General features: G+C 72.5%; 30 protein-coding genes. 27 read left to right on the top strand and 3 right to left on the bottom strand.

The window, feature by feature from the left end:
* The first annotated feature begins 47 nt into the window (after positions 1–47).
* The 15 genes from FEF34_RS24840 (at position 48) to FEF34_RS24765 (ending at position 7,226) form a co-directional block, all read left to right on the top strand.
* Positions 48–368 (top strand): hypothetical protein, encoded by a 321-nt coding sequence (locus tag FEF34_RS24840; protein ID WP_234042551.1) that lies wholly within the window; start codon positions 48–50, stop codon positions 366–368.
* Positions 365–817, top strand: a complete 453-nt coding sequence (locus tag FEF34_RS24835) for a hypothetical protein (protein ID WP_138055119.1) — start codon at positions 365–367, stop codon at positions 815–817. Before FEF34_RS24840 ends, FEF34_RS24835 begins: the two co-directional genes overlap by 4 nt.
* Positions 817–1,215 carry a hypothetical protein gene (locus tag FEF34_RS24830; protein ID WP_138055118.1) on the top strand — a complete coding sequence of 133 codons (399 nt, stop codon included), beginning with the start codon at positions 817–819 and terminating at the stop codon, positions 1,213–1,215. The genes FEF34_RS24835 and FEF34_RS24830 overlap by 1 nt, the downstream gene beginning before the upstream one ends.
* Positions 1,212–1,589, top strand: coding sequence for a hypothetical protein (locus FEF34_RS24825; RefSeq protein WP_171052743.1), 378 nt, complete (start codon positions 1,212–1,214; stop codon positions 1,587–1,589). Before FEF34_RS24830 ends, FEF34_RS24825 begins: the two co-directional genes overlap by 4 nt.
* Positions 1,590–1,875: 286 nt before the next feature.
* Positions 1,876–2,274, top strand: coding sequence for a hypothetical protein (locus tag FEF34_RS24815; RefSeq protein WP_138055116.1), 399 nt, complete (start codon positions 1,876–1,878; stop codon positions 2,272–2,274).
* A gap of 64 nt (positions 2,275–2,338) precedes the next feature.
* Complete coding sequence (locus FEF34_RS24810) at positions 2,339–3,322, top strand: helix-turn-helix domain-containing protein (protein WP_138055115.1); 984 nt, start codon at positions 2,339–2,341, stop codon at positions 3,320–3,322.
* Positions 3,312–3,623 (top strand): hypothetical protein, encoded by a 312-nt coding sequence (locus FEF34_RS24805; protein ID WP_138055114.1) that lies wholly within the window; start codon positions 3,312–3,314, stop codon positions 3,621–3,623. Before FEF34_RS24810 ends, FEF34_RS24805 begins: the two co-directional genes overlap by 11 nt.
* On the top strand, positions 3,620–4,336 hold the full coding sequence (locus FEF34_RS24800) for a helix-turn-helix transcriptional regulator (RefSeq protein ID WP_138055113.1): 717 nt from the start codon (positions 3,620–3,622) through the stop codon (positions 4,334–4,336). The genes FEF34_RS24805 and FEF34_RS24800 overlap by 4 nt, the downstream gene beginning before the upstream one ends.
* Positions 4,336–4,716, top strand: coding sequence for a hypothetical protein (locus FEF34_RS24795; RefSeq protein WP_138055112.1), 381 nt, complete (start codon positions 4,336–4,338; stop codon positions 4,714–4,716). Before FEF34_RS24800 ends, FEF34_RS24795 begins: the two co-directional genes overlap by 1 nt.
* Positions 4,709–5,158, top strand: coding sequence for a hypothetical protein (locus tag FEF34_RS24790; RefSeq protein ID WP_138055111.1), 450 nt, complete (start codon positions 4,709–4,711; stop codon positions 5,156–5,158). Before FEF34_RS24795 ends, FEF34_RS24790 begins: the two co-directional genes overlap by 8 nt.
* On the top strand, positions 5,155–5,346 hold the full coding sequence (locus FEF34_RS24785) for a hypothetical protein (protein WP_138055110.1): 192 nt from the start codon (positions 5,155–5,157) through the stop codon (positions 5,344–5,346). The genes FEF34_RS24790 and FEF34_RS24785 overlap by 4 nt, the downstream gene beginning before the upstream one ends.
* Positions 5,343–5,867, top strand: a complete 525-nt coding sequence (locus FEF34_RS24780; protein ID WP_138055109.1) for an Lsr2 family DNA-binding protein — start codon at positions 5,343–5,345, stop codon at positions 5,865–5,867. The genes FEF34_RS24785 and FEF34_RS24780 overlap by 4 nt, the downstream gene beginning before the upstream one ends.
* Positions 5,868–5,869: 2 nt before the next feature.
* Positions 5,870–6,067 carry a hypothetical protein gene (locus tag FEF34_RS24775; protein ID WP_138055108.1) on the top strand — a complete coding sequence of 66 codons (198 nt, stop codon included), beginning with the start codon at positions 5,870–5,872 and terminating at the stop codon, positions 6,065–6,067.
* A complete protein-coding gene (locus tag FEF34_RS24770) occupies positions 6,064–6,474 on the top strand; it encodes a hypothetical protein (RefSeq protein ID WP_138055107.1) in 411 nt (136 codons plus the stop codon). The genes FEF34_RS24775 and FEF34_RS24770 overlap by 4 nt, the downstream gene beginning before the upstream one ends.
* Complete coding sequence (locus tag FEF34_RS24765) at positions 6,471–7,226, top strand: hypothetical protein (RefSeq protein ID WP_138055106.1); 756 nt, start codon at positions 6,471–6,473, stop codon at positions 7,224–7,226. The genes FEF34_RS24770 and FEF34_RS24765 overlap by 4 nt, the downstream gene beginning before the upstream one ends.
* A gap of 1 nt (position 7,227) precedes the next feature.
* Here FEF34_RS24765 and FEF34_RS24760 read toward each other — a convergent pair whose 3' ends face one another.
* Together FEF34_RS24760 and FEF34_RS24755 are read right to left on the bottom strand one after the other, a co-directional pair.
* Positions 7,228–7,449, bottom strand: a complete 222-nt coding sequence (locus FEF34_RS24760) for a hypothetical protein (protein ID WP_138055105.1) — start codon at positions 7,447–7,449, stop codon at positions 7,228–7,230.
* Between the two features lie 443 nt (positions 7,450–7,892).
* Complete coding sequence (locus FEF34_RS24755) at positions 7,893–8,120, bottom strand: hypothetical protein (protein ID WP_138055104.1); 228 nt, start codon at positions 8,118–8,120, stop codon at positions 7,893–7,895.
* 169 nt (positions 8,121–8,289) lie between these two features.
* On the opposite strand from FEF34_RS24755, the gene FEF34_RS24750 reads away from it, so the two are divergent.
* From FEF34_RS24750 to FEF34_RS24710, 11 genes are all read left to right on the top strand, one after another.
* On the top strand, positions 8,290–8,604 hold the full coding sequence (locus FEF34_RS24750; protein WP_138055103.1) for a hypothetical protein: 315 nt from the start codon (positions 8,290–8,292) through the stop codon (positions 8,602–8,604).
* Positions 8,601–8,723 (top strand): hypothetical protein, encoded by a 123-nt coding sequence (locus tag FEF34_RS43735; RefSeq protein WP_267905255.1) that lies wholly within the window; start codon positions 8,601–8,603, stop codon positions 8,721–8,723. Before FEF34_RS24750 ends, FEF34_RS43735 begins: the two co-directional genes overlap by 4 nt.
* Positions 8,724–8,793: 70 nt before the next feature.
* Positions 8,794–9,627 (top strand): protein transporter Sec31, encoded by an 834-nt coding sequence (locus tag FEF34_RS24745; RefSeq protein ID WP_138055102.1) that lies wholly within the window; start codon positions 8,794–8,796, stop codon positions 9,625–9,627.
* A 2-nt stretch (positions 9,628–9,629) separates the two neighbouring features.
* A complete protein-coding gene (locus FEF34_RS24740) occupies positions 9,630–10,085 on the top strand; it encodes a hypothetical protein (RefSeq protein WP_138055101.1) in 456 nt (151 codons plus the stop codon).
* A gap of 10 nt (positions 10,086–10,095) precedes the next feature.
* On the top strand, positions 10,096–10,527 hold the full coding sequence (locus FEF34_RS24735; RefSeq protein WP_138055100.1) for a hypothetical protein: 432 nt from the start codon (positions 10,096–10,098) through the stop codon (positions 10,525–10,527).
* Positions 10,524–11,177 (top strand): hypothetical protein, encoded by a 654-nt coding sequence (locus tag FEF34_RS24730; RefSeq protein WP_138055099.1) that lies wholly within the window; start codon positions 10,524–10,526, stop codon positions 11,175–11,177. The genes FEF34_RS24735 and FEF34_RS24730 overlap by 4 nt, the downstream gene beginning before the upstream one ends.
* Positions 11,178–11,257: 80 nt before the next feature.
* A complete protein-coding gene (locus FEF34_RS43730; RefSeq protein WP_267905254.1) occupies positions 11,258–11,380 on the top strand; it encodes a hypothetical protein in 123 nt (40 codons plus the stop codon).
* Positions 11,381–11,388: 8 nt separating this feature from the next.
* The gene (locus FEF34_RS24725; protein WP_138055098.1) at positions 11,389–11,796 is read left to right on the top strand and encodes a DUF6221 family protein; all 408 of its coding nucleotides are present in this window, start codon (positions 11,389–11,391) and stop codon (positions 11,794–11,796) included.
* A 140-nt stretch (positions 11,797–11,936) separates the two neighbouring features.
* Positions 11,937–12,350 (top strand): hypothetical protein, encoded by a 414-nt coding sequence (locus tag FEF34_RS24720; RefSeq protein WP_138055097.1) that lies wholly within the window; start codon positions 11,937–11,939, stop codon positions 12,348–12,350.
* A gap of 120 nt (positions 12,351–12,470) precedes the next feature.
* Positions 12,471–12,806 carry a hypothetical protein gene (locus FEF34_RS24715; RefSeq protein ID WP_138055096.1) on the top strand — a complete coding sequence of 112 codons (336 nt, stop codon included), beginning with the start codon at positions 12,471–12,473 and terminating at the stop codon, positions 12,804–12,806.
* A gap of 183 nt (positions 12,807–12,989) precedes the next feature.
* On the top strand, positions 12,990–13,235 hold the full coding sequence (locus tag FEF34_RS24710) for a MerR family transcriptional regulator (RefSeq protein ID WP_171053076.1): 246 nt from the start codon (positions 12,990–12,992) through the stop codon (positions 13,233–13,235).
* Between the two features lie 65 nt (positions 13,236–13,300).
* Here the strand turns inward: FEF34_RS24710 and FEF34_RS24705 are convergent, their stop codons facing one another.
* Positions 13,301–13,942: a hypothetical protein gene (locus FEF34_RS24705; protein ID WP_138055095.1), complete on the bottom strand. Its 642-nt coding sequence runs from the start codon at positions 13,940–13,942 to the stop codon at positions 13,301–13,303.
* 53 nt (positions 13,943–13,995) lie between these two features.
* Here FEF34_RS24705 and FEF34_RS24700 point away from each other — a divergent pair, with 53 nt between their 5' ends.
* Positions 13,996–14,286, top strand: a complete 291-nt coding sequence (locus FEF34_RS24700; protein WP_234042550.1) for an HNH endonuclease — start codon at positions 13,996–13,998, stop codon at positions 14,284–14,286.
* Positions 14,287–14,290 lie beyond the last annotated feature (4 nt).

Raw genomic sequence — 14,290 nt, 5'->3', positions numbered from 1 at the left:
CGCCAGCTCCTCCCTCAGCTCCTCCCCCGCCAAACCCGGAGGCCCCGATGATGCTCATCCGCCGCCGCACGTACCGGGCGATCATCCAGCGTGGCGAGGCGCACCGCCTGGCCGCGATCTCAGCCAGCCGCACCGTGGCGGCCATGGTCAGGAACGCGGACCGTCGCTCGGCCGGCATGGCCCCGCGCCTGGCCCGGGCCCTGCGCGCCTGCGCCCGCTACCGCATGGCGCTGGCCGCCAGCGAGCGCCGCAACGCCCAGCTGCAGCGCCGCCTCGACGACGCCCTCGGTCTCAACTCGGACGCCGTTGCCGCCGGTTCCCTGTGGCAGGAGCGCCGCGCGGACAGACCGTACGGAGCGAAGCCGTGACGCCCGTGCAGCGGGCGCTCGCACACGCCCCGCACCTCCAGGGCTACGACGCCCAGGTCTTCCTCACCTGGTTCCGCCGCGCCGTCGATGACACCGCCCGCGGCCGGGACACCGAGGCTCGGTACCTCGAGCTCAGCCACCCGCGGGCGTCGCACATCCCGCAGGCCGGCTACCTCGCCGGGCTTGCCAGCGCCCGCCCCGCCAACGGCGTGATGCCCAGCCGGTTCGCCCGCCGCGCGTACCTGCGGCAACTGGTCCGGGACGAGGGCGGGGTGTGGTCGACGCTGCGGGCCCGCCGCCTCTGTCTCGCCGCGGGCTACGCCGTCGCTTCCGACAGCACGTCGCGCCGCGACCTCGAGCTGCTCCAGGCCGAGGGCGTCCTCACGCTCCGCGAGCCCGCCCGCCGCATCCGCATGTACAACCCGAACCCCGAGAGGACGGCCGCCTGATGCCGACCGACCACTACCGCGAGGCCGAGCAGCGCGCCCGGCAGGCCCTGCCCATCGCCGACCCGGCGGGCGCCCTCGTCCTCGCCCAGCTCGCCGCCGCTCACGCCACGCTGGCCCTCGTCGACGCGACCAAGGCGACCGATCTCACGGTGTACCGGGCCTCGCACGACTCGATCGTCTTCGGGCACTACACGACCCGCGAAGCCGCCCGCGAGCACTGCGAGACGCTCGTCCGCCGCGACGTCGGCGACGCGCCGATGCTCGGCTGGATCCCGGACGACGAGTCGCCCGACGCACCCGAGGAGCTCTGCACCGGGGACGTCCCCGAAGGAGGCACCGGGTACGTAGTCACCGCGCTGACGGTCGCCGCCACCTACGACCCGGAGGCGGACGAGTGAGCACTGTCGCCGCACCGGAGATCGAGCACGGCACACCGCGGGGCTACCGGCAGCACCGGGCCCGGAAAGTGCCGTACTGCGAGCCGTGCCGGGTCGCGATCCGCGAGTACAACCGCGAGGCGCGCCGTACGGCCACCCAGGCCCAAGTGGCCTGGAACAAGGGCCTCACCGGCGAGCCGGAGGCGCGCGAGACCCGGCCGGTCGGCCGCGACTGCGTGACCCCCGGGTGCGGGCAGCTCGCCGAACTGCCGCAGCCGGCCGCGCACATGGTCCGCGTGGAGGAGCCCGGTTCCCGGGAGCCCGCCCGCTGGTACTGCGCCCAGGGTTGCGCCGGGTACGGCCAGGCCCTCGCCGAGATCCGCGCCATCCCCTGATGAGCCGCCGGGCGGGCGGGCCGAGGCCCGAACCGTCCCGCTCGCCCGGCCACCACCGAGAAGGACGCCCGATGCGCAATCGACGCCGGCCGCCGCCGTGTAGCTCCCTCGGTCTGCCTCACGGCCTTATGCGCGCCCGCCCGTACGTCCTCGGCTGGCGCTGCGAGTTGCACACACCCGCTGCGGAGAAGGGCCGGCCGGAGAGCCCGCCCGGGCCCGGCTGGCCGATCCACCGCCAGCAGCTCGATCCCGAAACACCGTCCCCTGATGGACAGGAGATGCCGTCATGACCACCGCCCCCGCCCGGCCGACGCCGAACAACATGCCGTCGAAGCCGGCGTTCGACCCGCTGCGGCCCGCCCGCCGCGACGAACTCACCCAGCCGTTCCGGCCTCTGTATGAGCGCGCCATGACCCAGTCCGGGCTGCACCCGCACACCCGCCTGGTCGGCCTCGCTCTGGCCACCTACGCCGACTGGGACACGGGCAACATCCCCGCCGCCTCTCAGCCCCGACTGGCCGGCCTCACCAACGCGTCCGGACTGCATCAGCCGCAGGTCGTCGTCGCCCTCAACACCCTCCGGTCCAGGGGGTGGATCAAGCAGGACGGCGCCGTGAAGTGGGAGCGCTCGAACGTCCAGCTGGTCATCCCCCGGGCGCTCCTCAAGCGCCTCCAGGGCCAGTAGCCGTCCGCCGGGGCCGGGACGCCCGTCCCGGCCCCCGCCCGCACCAGCGCGAGAAAGAGAGCCCGTGAGCAGCAGCGAGCATGTGCAGTCCGTCCGGAACGCGTGGATCAACCGCGTCCGGGACGAGGCCTTGCGCGCGCGGCGCCCCGAGGTCTCCAAGGCCGCCCACGTCGGCATCATCATCGCCACGTACGCCGACGCGGACGGCTCCAACGCCTTCCCGTCCACCGCCACGCTGTCGGCCATCGCCGGGTGCACGGAGGAGACCGTCACCCGCTGCGTGCGCCTGCTTAAGGCCACGGAGCTGATGGCCGCGAAGCGCCGGCCGAACCAGAGCACCGTCTACCAGCTGCTCATCCCCACAGAGCGGATCAACTGGGCAGCCCACATGCACATCTGGGGCGAGTCCCGGCAGGCCAAGGCCCGCCGCCTCGCCAAGGAGAAGGCGGCGGCCGAGCTCGCCGCCAAGGCCGATCCCCGGAACCCGTCCGGGGACGCGGTCCGGAACCCGTCCCCGGCGGGGGATCCGGAACCCGTCCCCGGCGGGGCACCAACCGACTCCGGAACCCGTCCGCGGACGGCACCGGAACCCGTCCCGGGACGCGATCCGGAACCCGTCCCCGGCGGGACCTACCAGTACCCCCCTACCTCCGGTAGGGACCCCCACCCCGACCACACTCTGGCTGGCCTCTCACCTCAGCCACCCACCGCGGGCGCGCGCGAGGAGCAGCAGGCAGCAGCTGCGCCGCAGCAGCCCCGCCTCGTCCCTCCGCCGTCCGGCGGCCGCCGCGCCGCCCGCGGACCGGCCAAGACCGGCAGCAGCGGGGAGGCCCGGCAACAGCCACTCCTGATCTCCGTCCGCACGCCGCCGCACATGCCCGAGGACCACGCGCAGACCGCCACCACGGCCTCGGACGACGACGTACGCCGCGCCATGGCCGAACACGGCCGGGCCGAAGCGGTCCGCCTGTACGGCCGGCACCGCGTCTGGGCGCTCCTGCCCGAACCCACGACCGACACCGGCACCGGAGGACCCCGTGCCCAGTGACCACGACGTGACGACATGCGACTCCTGCGGATCCCGGATCCGGTGGACGGTCACGGCCGCCGGCAAGCGCCTCGCGGTCGACGCCGATCCGGCCGAGGACGGCAACACCGCCGTGTACCGGGACGGAACCGGCCGCCTGCGCTCCCGCGGGCTGTCCTCGGAGCGCCCCACCCTCGAGCACGCCGAGTGGCTCGCCAAGCCCCACGTGGCCACCTGCGCCCGGCCGCGGCCGCCGCGCAGCAGCGTGCCCCGGCAGAGGACCGGCGTACGCGCCCCGCACTGGCAGGGGTGGCCGCGGTGACCGCCCCTCATGTCCTCGGCTTGGTCCCCGACGCCGTCGCAGCTGCGATCGCCGCGGCGGCCGTCGAGGAGCTCGCCGACCGCATTACCGCCGCCGAGGCCATCGCCATCGGCCGCCGCGCCGTCCGGGGCATCCGCCGCGACGGCTGGCACATCACCGCCCTCGCCCACTACGACGTCGGAGACGCCATGCCTCCCACCGCCACCCAGCCCGGGGCCCCGGCCTACTCAGCCGCCGCCCCGGTGCTGCGCACGTACGACCTCCAGCTGCTCGCCGGTCTCGCCCGCGGCTACCGCACCCACGAGATCGCGCAGCAGACCGGGACGCCGGTCAAGACCGTCCGGAACCGCATCTACCGCCTCCGGCTCCGGATGGGCGCACGGTCCGCGTCCCACGCGGTCGACCTTGCCTACGACCTCGGGTGGATGGCCGGCCTGCACCCCGAGCCCCGGGACCCGGTCCACCTCCCGCGCCGACAGCTGCAGGCCCTCGAGGGAGCCGCCGCCGGCCGGTCGAACCCACAGATCGCCAGGGACCTCGGCATCAGCCCCGAGTCCGTCAACCGCTACCTGCAGCGCGCCTACGCGCGACTCGACGCCCGCACCCGCGCGCACGCCGTCGCCCTGGCCCGCCAGCAGGGCCACCTCACCGCCGTCAGCCGTGAGCGGAGGGCCGCCGCGAAGCGCGCCGCCACGGAAGCGAGCGCCGCGTGATGCCCATCCGACCCGAGAACCGAAACCGCTACCCGGCGGACTGGCCCGAGATCAGCCTCCGTATCCGTACGGTCCGCGCCGCCGGCCGCTGCGAATGCCACGGCGAGTGCGGCCGCGGTACCCACGCCGGGCGATGCCCCAACCGCAACGGCCGGCCCGCGTACGGCACCGGCTCCCGCGTGGTGCTCACCGTGGCCCACCTGGACCACACCCCCGAGAACTGCGACGACGCCAACTTGCGCGCCATGTGCCAGGGCTGCCACCTCCACTACGACCGCGACCACCACCGCCAGACCGCCGCGGCTACGCGCCGGGCGGTGCTGGAGGCCGGCGGCCAGCTCGCCCTGGGCACCGAACCGAAGGGAGCAGCCCGTGCCTGACCTCGGACCCATCGGCGCCGCCCGCCGGGCCGCCGCCGAACGCGAACAGCGCAAAGCCCAACCCCGGAAACCGCTACTCACTCTGTCGACGCCGTGCGCCGCCTGCCCCCACCCGTACAACTGGCACAAGGCCGACGGATGCCAGGCCGGGGCCGACGAGGAGACGCGCTGCGGCTGCATCGCGTTCGCCATCCCCGCCGACCGGCCGCGCCGGCACACCGCCGACACCATCACGGACGACGAACTCGACGCCCTGTACGAGCGGGTGGAGACGTACCGGGCCGCATGGCACAGCGCCCGCCAGCGTGCCCGCGGCAGGGCCGCTGCCGAGGCTGCTCACGAGCGCATCCGCGACATCTGCGCCCGGATGCGCTCCGGCAGCGCACGCCACTGGGCCGATCGCATCGAGCACGCCCTCGACGAGCCCGGGGAGAGCCCGTGAGCCGTCGCCGTGCACGCCCTTCCGTTCCGCACCGTCGTGTCGGCTGCCCGACCGGCCGGCCCCGCTTCGTGGACGAGCTCGCCGCGCGCATGGCGGTCGTCGACCGCCAGCGCCAGTCCAACCAGGCCCACGTCCCCGAACCCTGCATGAAGTGCCTCGGCTGGCACCTCTACCGCGCCCGGCCGTGACCATCGCTGCGCTCCGCGCGCTCCTCGACGCCGAGCAGCCGCACGTCCTCCGACACCACGCCCCCTGGATCCCGCACACCGCAGCCAAGCGACAGGAGAAAACCATGGCCCCCTCCTACTCTGTGGCAACCGCACAGGCCCCGCAGAACCTCGAGCCCGAGGCACTGGGCCTCGGGCCGCTCCTCACCTGGGCAGCCGCACACCCGGACAAGGCCGTCCAGGACCTGGCTGAGCAGGCCCGCGACAGCATCACCGCGCTGCGCCGCCGCCACAAGGCGGACACGGAGCTCGCCGCGCTGGACTCGGAGGAGGCCAAGCTCGAGCAGCGCCTGGCCGAGCTCCGCGGCCGCAAGGCCGAGCTGCTCCCCAAGCGGAAGGGCAAGGCCGCCAGCAGGGACTACGACCCGAAGGAGGTCCGCGCCTGGGCCCGGGCGAACGGCTACGACGTCCCGGACCGCGGTCAGATCCCCAAGGCGGTCCTCGCCGACTGGCGCGACCGCGACGACCACCGGGCGGGCTGACGATGGCGACTCCCTGCCCGTGCTGCCGCGGTTCCAAGGGCCGCGGCAAGTACCTCTGCCTCGCCTGCTGGTCGTCGCTCCCTGGCTTCACCCGGCGCGCCCTGAACCGCCGCGACTCCCACGCCATGGCCCGGCTCCGGGAGCTGCACCGCCAGATCGCGACGGGCGTGCCCATGAGCGAGATCCGAGTCACGCCATGAACGGCCGGGACTACGCCCGCACTGCGGGCCTGGTCATCACCGGGCTCGGGGTGGCCACCCTCGCCGGCGTCTACGCCTACGCCGGCGTGTGGCCCCTGGCCATCGGAATGGCCGCCAGCGCCGTCCTCTGCGGTGAGGCCGCGCTGTACGTGCGCGAGCTCGCAGCCGAGCGCCGCGCGCTCGCCGTCCAGCTCGAGCGCCTGGCCCGCCCGAAGGACGCTCAGGCCCGGGCCGCCGCGGACAACATCGCCATCGGCTGGGACGACCTCGAGGCCGCCTGCTGCCTGCAGTGGTGGGCCAGCCACGGCACCGAGCACGGCGACGGCTGCCCCCTCGACGTCTGCACCTGCACGTACGACCAGCGCTGCACCCGCTGCCAGCGCACCGAGCCATCGGACACCGAATGATCACAGCCCTCTGCTCGGTCTGCCACCGGGCCCTCGACGACGACACCGACCTCACCGCATGCGACGCCTGCGCCGCCGGCCTGCGCGCCATGCTCACCGAACTGCCGCGGCAACTGCCGCTCCTCGCGCAGCTGCTGCGCCCGGGCGGCGGACCCGCCCAGCGCGGCGGCACCGGCCGGGCACACTCGCCCCTGCCTGTGCGCCTGGACGTCCTGGACCTCCTCGGCCCCGGGCAAGTCGTCCCCCTCGAGGACCCGCACGGCGACCAGAGCGACGGCATCCCCATCGCCCCGCTGGTGTACGGGTGGGCCCGCTACATCGCCCAGCAGCACCCGTCTGTGAGCCGGGACCGGCACGGCACGATCCAGATCCGCCCGTGCGACGGACCGGCCTCACACCGCGGCAACGGCATCGCGGCATGGTGCGCCTGGCTGACCGCGTACGTCCCGTACGTCTGCACCCAGCCGTGGGTCGCCGCCATGCACGAGCAGCTCGAGCAGCTGCTGTCCCAGATCCGGTCCAAGACCGGCAGCCGCCCGGGCCGCACCGACCGCGACGCCCCGTGCCCTGAGTGCGCCTGCTTCGCCCTCGTCAGCATCCACGGCGACCCGACGGTGCGCTGCGAGGCCTGCGGCACGGCGCTCACGGCGGCCGAGTACGCCGAACACGCCGCCACGGTCCTGCCGCCCCTCACCGCCCTCGCCGTGCGGATCGCCCTGCAGCAGGCGGAGTCCGCGGGCACGGCCGCGTAGGTCACCCGGCCGGCTCGGGCCAGACGCCCGGGCCGCCCCCGCGCCACTCGATCAGCTCGGACCGGGCCACGTCGTCCTCGTCCAGGCCCTCGAGGCCTGCGCGGCGCAGGAACTCGACGACGTCCCCGAGGCTGTGGGCCAGCCCGAGGATCTCGCCGCCGACGCGGACCCGGCGGCCGCCGGTGGGCGACGGCGGATACACGATCACTGGCGGTGCGGACATGGGCCCAGCGTCCGCCCGGGCGCCCGTGGGCGCATCCGGAGAGCGCCGGTAGAGGTTATGAAGGTTTGAAGATGGTCACGAGCGCCAGAACGATTGTGGCAGCCGCAAGGACCCACGTCGCAAAGTGAAGCCCTGACGCTGCGGTTTGCGCCGCCCTTCTCGCTTGGCGAGCCGCCTCTGCCTCTGCTCGGGACGCCTTGAACCTTTCCAGAGAGACGCGCAGCTCCAACTCGACCTTCGCTGCATCTCCCGAACCTCTTCGGGTGCCTGACGTCATCTCGCCCAGACGTACTTGTGAGAGCAGCTCTCGGTAGATCTCCGGGAGATCATCCTCGTCGTTGGATGCAGTGTCAGCCATAACTTCATGATCGGCACATACGGAGCGGGACGCATCTAGACACGACCGGCCCCCACCCGAGCGGGCGGGGGCCGGTGGAGTGAGGCTACTCCTCTGAGGACTTCAGGTCCGTTCGCTGGCCCTGGCGGGATTTCCGGGTAGCGAAGTACGGGCGGGCTTTGCGGTAGTCCACGGCCAGGGAGCGTCCGACCGGCACGCAGGGCGGGAAGCCGTCCGGATCGTCGCGGCGGATCTGCGAGATCCGCTGGTGGGTGATCCGTTCCACCACGCCGTCGGCGACCAGCCGCCGCGCCAGCTCTCGGAAGCTGACCATGTCCGGCCCTCCTTCGTCGTCGGCCACGGCACCATCCTCCCCGACTTCCTTGCCATATGGCAAGGAAGTCGCTACGGTCGTTCTCAGCAACAAGTAAGCCCCCGGCCGGAGTTGCACCTCCATTGGCCGGGGGCGGACCCACTCTGAAGCGATCAAAGGGAGCAGGCCCATGGCCGAGCGTACCGACCTCACCCCGATCGACGAAGCCCTCCACAAGCTGCTGAACCAGCCCAGCTACGCCGCGCAGACGCTGCTCGTCACGGCCCGCATGCTCGAGCTCGACGCCGACCAGCCCATGACCCAGACCGCCCGCGAGCAGGCCCTGGACATCGGCGCGGACACGATCCTCAGCCGCCTACCGGACGCCGTCCACGAGGACAGCCTGGCCCGCGCGTACAAGGCCCTGCCGGCCGTCCCCTCGCTGTCCATCACCCGCGGGGAGTTCGCGCTCCGCGTCCGGAAGGCCGCGGAGGCCCTGCGATGAGCGAGCCGACACCCGTCACCGAGGACGCGACCGCCACCGCCGAGCAGCTGCGCCAGCGCGCCGACGACGACTACGCAGCCGCCCAGGCCGCCCGGACGCAGGACTCGCACCGCGCCTGACCCACCAGCCAACCGGGCCCGCACCGCCCCGCGGGCCCGGCCCTCCCCTTCCCTGCTCCGGAGGAGCATCGTGCGCTTCCGCACCGAGACCCGAACCCGCCAGGTACCGCACACCATCGGCGGCATCACCCACCTCGTCGACGATCCGTACAACGTCCACGTGCCCGTCCCGCCGCGCGACTGGGACCGCACCGTCCGCACCGGCGTGACCGTGGTCGCCGCGGTCGTCGGCGTGGCTTCCGTCGCCTGGTCCACCGCCGCGATCAGCGGCCTCCTCGGACTCGTGGTCGTCCTACCGGCGGCCATCGGCGCCGCGATCGTCTTCGACGCCGTGTGGATGTCCTGCATGGCCCTCGAATGGCTCGCCCGCTACGACCCCGCCCGTGCCCAACTGCCCCGCCGCGCCGGCCACGCCGCCCTCGGCTGCGCCATGGCCGCCGTCGCGGTCCACGGCTACATCAGGAAGGAGTTCCTGATCGGCCTGGTGGGCGCCCTCGTCTCCGGCCTCGCCAAGGGCCTGTGGACCGTGGTCCTGGCCCACTACGCCACCCCGCTCGACAAGCGCACCCAGCAGTGGGTCGACATCCAGCGGGCGGAGGTCGGCGGCCAGCTCGCCATGGTCGCCGTCCGACGTGACCTCCTCCGCGCCCAGGGCATGGTGGCGGCCGAGCAGGCCGCACTCGCCGTCGGCCGGGACCAGGCCCCGGATCCGGACACGGCGGATCCGGATCCGGATGACGTCCTGTCCATCCGTCCGAGCGTCCGCCAGGCCGTCGAGACCGCGTGGTCCTCCGGCATGGCCGACTCGCCCTCGGTCCTGGCCTACGTCCGCAAGGTCGCCGATCCGGATGCCCGCCAGGACACCGTGGACCGCTACCTCCGCGAGATCCGGAAAGGGGCCTGACGGTGTCCGAGCCCCGCGGCTGGTGGTCCGAGCTGTACGACGACGACACCGAGCCCGAGGCCGACGTCCGGGTAAACGTCACCATCGGCCGCGCCCGCGAGCAGACCCTGAAAGCCGCGGACCACGCCGTCGGCCTCGCTCGCGCCGCACTGCCCGACGGCATCCGCAGCGACCGCCTGCGCCACCTCGCCTACAACGCCGCCGCGGCGTGGGCCGGTTGGCTCCTCGGCATCGTCGACTGGGCCTCGGCCGGCATCGCCCACTACGGCGCCCACTCCACCCAGCGCGGCGTGTGGGTCGGCATCGGCCTGTGCCTGCTCGCCTGCGGCATCGAGTGGCGCACGCACGGCCTGCGCGCCCCCGGCCGCCACACGGTCGTGCGCGTCGCCGGATGGGCCGCCCGGATCCCCCTCGCCTCCACCGCCCTCGCCCTCGCCCTGTGGGCACAGCCCCTGTAGGAGCCTCCCCGTGATCCTCGCAGCCTCCACCGGCGGCCAGATCCTCGGCAGCATCGGCACGGCCGGCCTCGGCCTCATCCTCGCCACCGTGTTCATCCTCGGGACCCGCCCGAACTCCAAGCACCCCCTCAACGCCAACCGCGCCCTCACCGTCTGCCTGGTCGCCGGCGTCGTATGGATGAGCGCCGGCCAGATCTGGGGCGTCCCCGACGACCTGCTGTCCAAAGCCCTCACCGCGCTGATGAAGACGCAGGCCCTCGGAGACATCGGCCTCGGGGCCGTCTCGATCGTCCTCGTCGTGATCGCCTACATGGTCAACCTCAAGGCCCGCACCGCCGGATACCTCGGCATCACCATGGCCAGCGCCTTCAGCCTCACCGGCGGCGGCTGGGCAATGCTCACCGCGTCGATCGCCGACATGGCCACCGGATGGGCCTCGTGATCGCCATACGCCTGGCGCGAGGGACCGGCCGCCTGGCGTGGCGCACCTGGACCCGCCTGCGAGCCGCGGGGGAGCGGCACGACGACCAGCTCGGCCCGTACATCGCGGTCACCCTCAGCCTTGCCGCCCTCGGCTACGTCCTCAGCGCCGTGCCGATCCTCGGCACCCCGCTCACCCTCGCCTGGGCGCTCGCCGCGTACCGCGCGGGCGCCCCGGAGGAGACCGCGCCAGTCCCGGCCGACGACGCACCGGAGCCCGGCGAGCAGCCGTCCGCCGAGCCCGAGGAGGAGCAGCTGCTCCCCACCCGCGAGGAGCTCGCCGCGGCGCTCCACCAGCTGGCCGCTCCCCACGTCCATCTGACGGCGCTCGCCGCCCACTTCGGCCTCTCCTCCGGACAGCTCCGGGAGGCCTGCGACGGGGCCGGCATCCCGGTCGCCGGTGGGGTGCGCATGGGGGGCCGCGTGTCGACCGGCGTACGGGCCCCGGACTTCCCCACGCTCTCCCCCGACCCTGAGCCCGTCCCAGAGAGCGTTGTTGCCGCAGGTCAGAGCAACAACAACAACGCCCAGGCGTCCACCGAAGAGGGGTTCTCGATCACGCAGGACCCGGTGAACCACCACCGCTGGCGCGTCACCAAGGCCGGCAACTAGACCCCCGGGGCGGCCGATCGCTGCCAGGCATCCCGACCGCCCCGGTTCCCTCATCCCGATCACGAGACAGGAGCGCCATCATGGCACTGAAGAAGACCATGTCCGTCGGAGAACTGCGCGAGCGGAACGAGGCCAGCAAGGCGGCCCGCCGTGAGCAGGCCAGTCAGCAGAAGACCGACGCCCGCCCACCGAAGTCGGGATGATGAGGAGCATGAGCGATCTGGTGCAGTTCATCCGAGACATACTCGACATGGAAGAGCGGACCGCGCGTATGGCCGCTGGCAAGTCGCCCCGGTGGTATGCAGGCTCAGCGAGCGATGAGCCCCGCAACTCTGATCGTGCATGCGTCGCGAACGGCGGCGACGAAGCGATCACCGGGGACACCGACGCAAGCTATGCCGACCACATCGTCTGGCATGATCCGGCTCGCGTGCTCGATCGCATCGCTAACGACCGGGCAGTCCTGGACGCCTACGCCGAGGTGGCCGACCTGGACACAGGCGAGTCGGAACCCGAGTTCGCGTACGGCCGCGCGGCCGGGCTCGGCATCGCCGTTCGCAGAATGGCCGCGCTCTACAGCAACCACCGGGACTACCGGACCGAGTGGGAGGCGAGCTGACGCACTGAGAGTTCACGCCGGGACCGCCCGGCCCGAGGCCCACCACGACCCCGTCGCGGTGGGCTTCGTCGTTCCCAGGCGAAATACCGGTCCCGGCCACTACGATCCGGCGCACAACACGCACGCGCCTTGGGGGGACCATGCGCCACGCCACCACCCTGCTCGCCGCCTGCCTGCTCGCTGTCGGGGCAGTCGGCTGCTCGAAGTCCGCCGACGAGAAAGCCAAGGACTGCGCCACCGCGCTCACCGAGCGGACCGGCGGCGATCCTGCGGACACGCCGACCATCAGCGAAGCCAAGGAGCGGGTACACGCGTTCGATACGGCACTCGCCGACATGGTCCGGTCCGGGTACGAGGGCGTGGCCAAGGACGCGTACGACACAGCGGAGAAGAAGACCACGGAGGGCGGGAAGGGCCGGCCGGAGGCGTGCGCGCCGCTCTCAGAGGACGACTACACGGTGCTGCTGATGGCCAAGTCGATCGATGGTCTGGGGTGGACGGACGAGGCCGGGCGGTTCGACAAGCTCAAGATGGTGGAAGGTCTGGGCGACTAGCGCTGCCGCCGCCGTCCGCCGCAGTCGCAGGCCCACCCGATCCGGTGGGCCTCACCCATACCCCTGACACCCGCGCACCGAACCCGCATCATGGCCCACACCCGATCCCTTGGGGGGACCATGGATACCCGCACCATCCCCGCCGCGATACTCCTCGCCGCGGCCGTGCTCACCGGGTGCAGCACCGAACCCGAGCAGACCGACCCGACGAAGCTCGACAACGCAGCCAAGCTCGCCTGCACCGACTTCGCCACCGACTACAAGGCAGCACAGACCCAGCAAGCGCGAGTCGACCTGGCGAACAAGGTCAACGAGTGGGCGCAAGACTCCCAGACGAACGGCATCGCGGACAACGCGACTGCGCTCGCCCGCGGTGCCGACGGCGGCCCCGGCGCGTGGCAGCTCGGCGCGGACGCCTTCGCCAAGGCATGCCTCGACGCCGGCTGGAAGGGCTGACCGCATATCCCTGACAGGCCCGACCGCGTTCACCCCCGTGACGGTCGGGCCCTCTCACGTGCACTGGACAAAGATCAGACTGTTAGCGCATACTCCCTGCCAGTGGCACACGTGTGCCCACAGCCGCTCCAGCCCCCGCCATCACGCGGGGGCTGTCTGCATTCCAGGCCCAGGGAGGTACGCATGGACACCACCTGGCTGAACGCCAAACAGGCCGCCGCCCACGCCACCCGAGCCCGCCGGCTCCTAAGCGCCGGTGCCGCAGAGGTCACCGAACGCACGATCCGGTCCTGGGTGAACCGCGGCCACCTCCAGGTCGCCGGACTCGACGACGACGGCCGCCAAGCCTTCCGCCTCGCCGACGTCGCCCGCGCCGAACTCGCCACCCGCAGGCGCGCCCTGCGCCTTGTCGGCATCGGCGCCCACTGACCACTCGGGGCGAGTGGAGGAGGGGAATGCCGCCCGGCCGTGCGGGGCCGGGCGGCAGATCAACGTCAGGAGGTAGGGCTCGGTGGTTCGTCGGCCTCGCCCCTCAGGCGGCGAATCTGCCGTCGGATCTCCTGCAAGTCCTCAGGGGTTTGGGCAGTCTCCACGCGTTCCTGGAGAGCGGCGATCCGGGTGTCGATGCTGGTCCTGTGCTGTGTCAGGCGGTCCCGGATGGTGTCGGAGTGCTCCAGATGGCGCCGCGCGATCCGAAACGTGGGGATGATGGAGATGGCCAACGGGAGATACGACACCGCTGCGAACCCCAGGACCAAAGCCCAGAAGCAGAAGTAGGCCCTCGCAGGTTGCGGCCCAGGCTGGCTACCCAACCAGCCGAGCGCGAAGACCTCTGCGGCGATCAAACAGCCCACCGTCACAGTCCAGATCACATGGGCGATCCGATTCAGCGTGTTGACAGCCGCAAGATTCGGCCGTGTCTGGCGGAAGCGCGTGGTCAAGTCCCGCAGTTCAGCCCACGTAGCGTCGTCGCCAAACGCCTCCAGCCGCCGCCGGTACTCAGCATCATGAGCCTCGCCCTCAGTGGCCGCAGCAGCGAACCGCTGGACGACCTGGTGTAGTTCCACAGCCCCGACCAACCAGATCACCGGCGCGACAGCTGCGACCGTCGTCGCGTATGCCTCACTCATCCTCATGACCCCGTATGTAGCAGGCGTTCCCCGGTCACGTCACAGCTTTGGAGGTGCGGGTGGCAGGCCGCGCAGACCTCACCTCGTACGCCTACCGCAAGCTGCGCGCCCGCATCCTGGCCGAGTCCGACGTCTGCCTCATGTGCGGCCACCCCGGCTCACAGGCCGTCGACCACATCCACGCCGTAAGCCGCGGCGGCGCAGAGCTGGACCCCGACAACCTCGCCCCCATCCACGGCGTCGACGGATGCCCGGTCTGCCTGCGCAAGTGCAACAACGACAAGGGCAACCGGCCACTCTCCGAGGTGCTCCGGCTGGTCACCTCACGCGACTGGTACGCCGGCCCCTGATGAG

It is taken from the genome of Streptomyces marianii (assembly GCF_005795905.1).
Taxonomy (GTDB): domain Bacteria; phylum Actinomycetota; class Actinomycetes; order Streptomycetales; family Streptomycetaceae; genus Streptomyces; species Streptomyces marianii.
The sequence above is the reverse complement of the archived record's forward strand: the minus strand, read 5'-3'. Positions and strand labels throughout refer to the sequence as shown.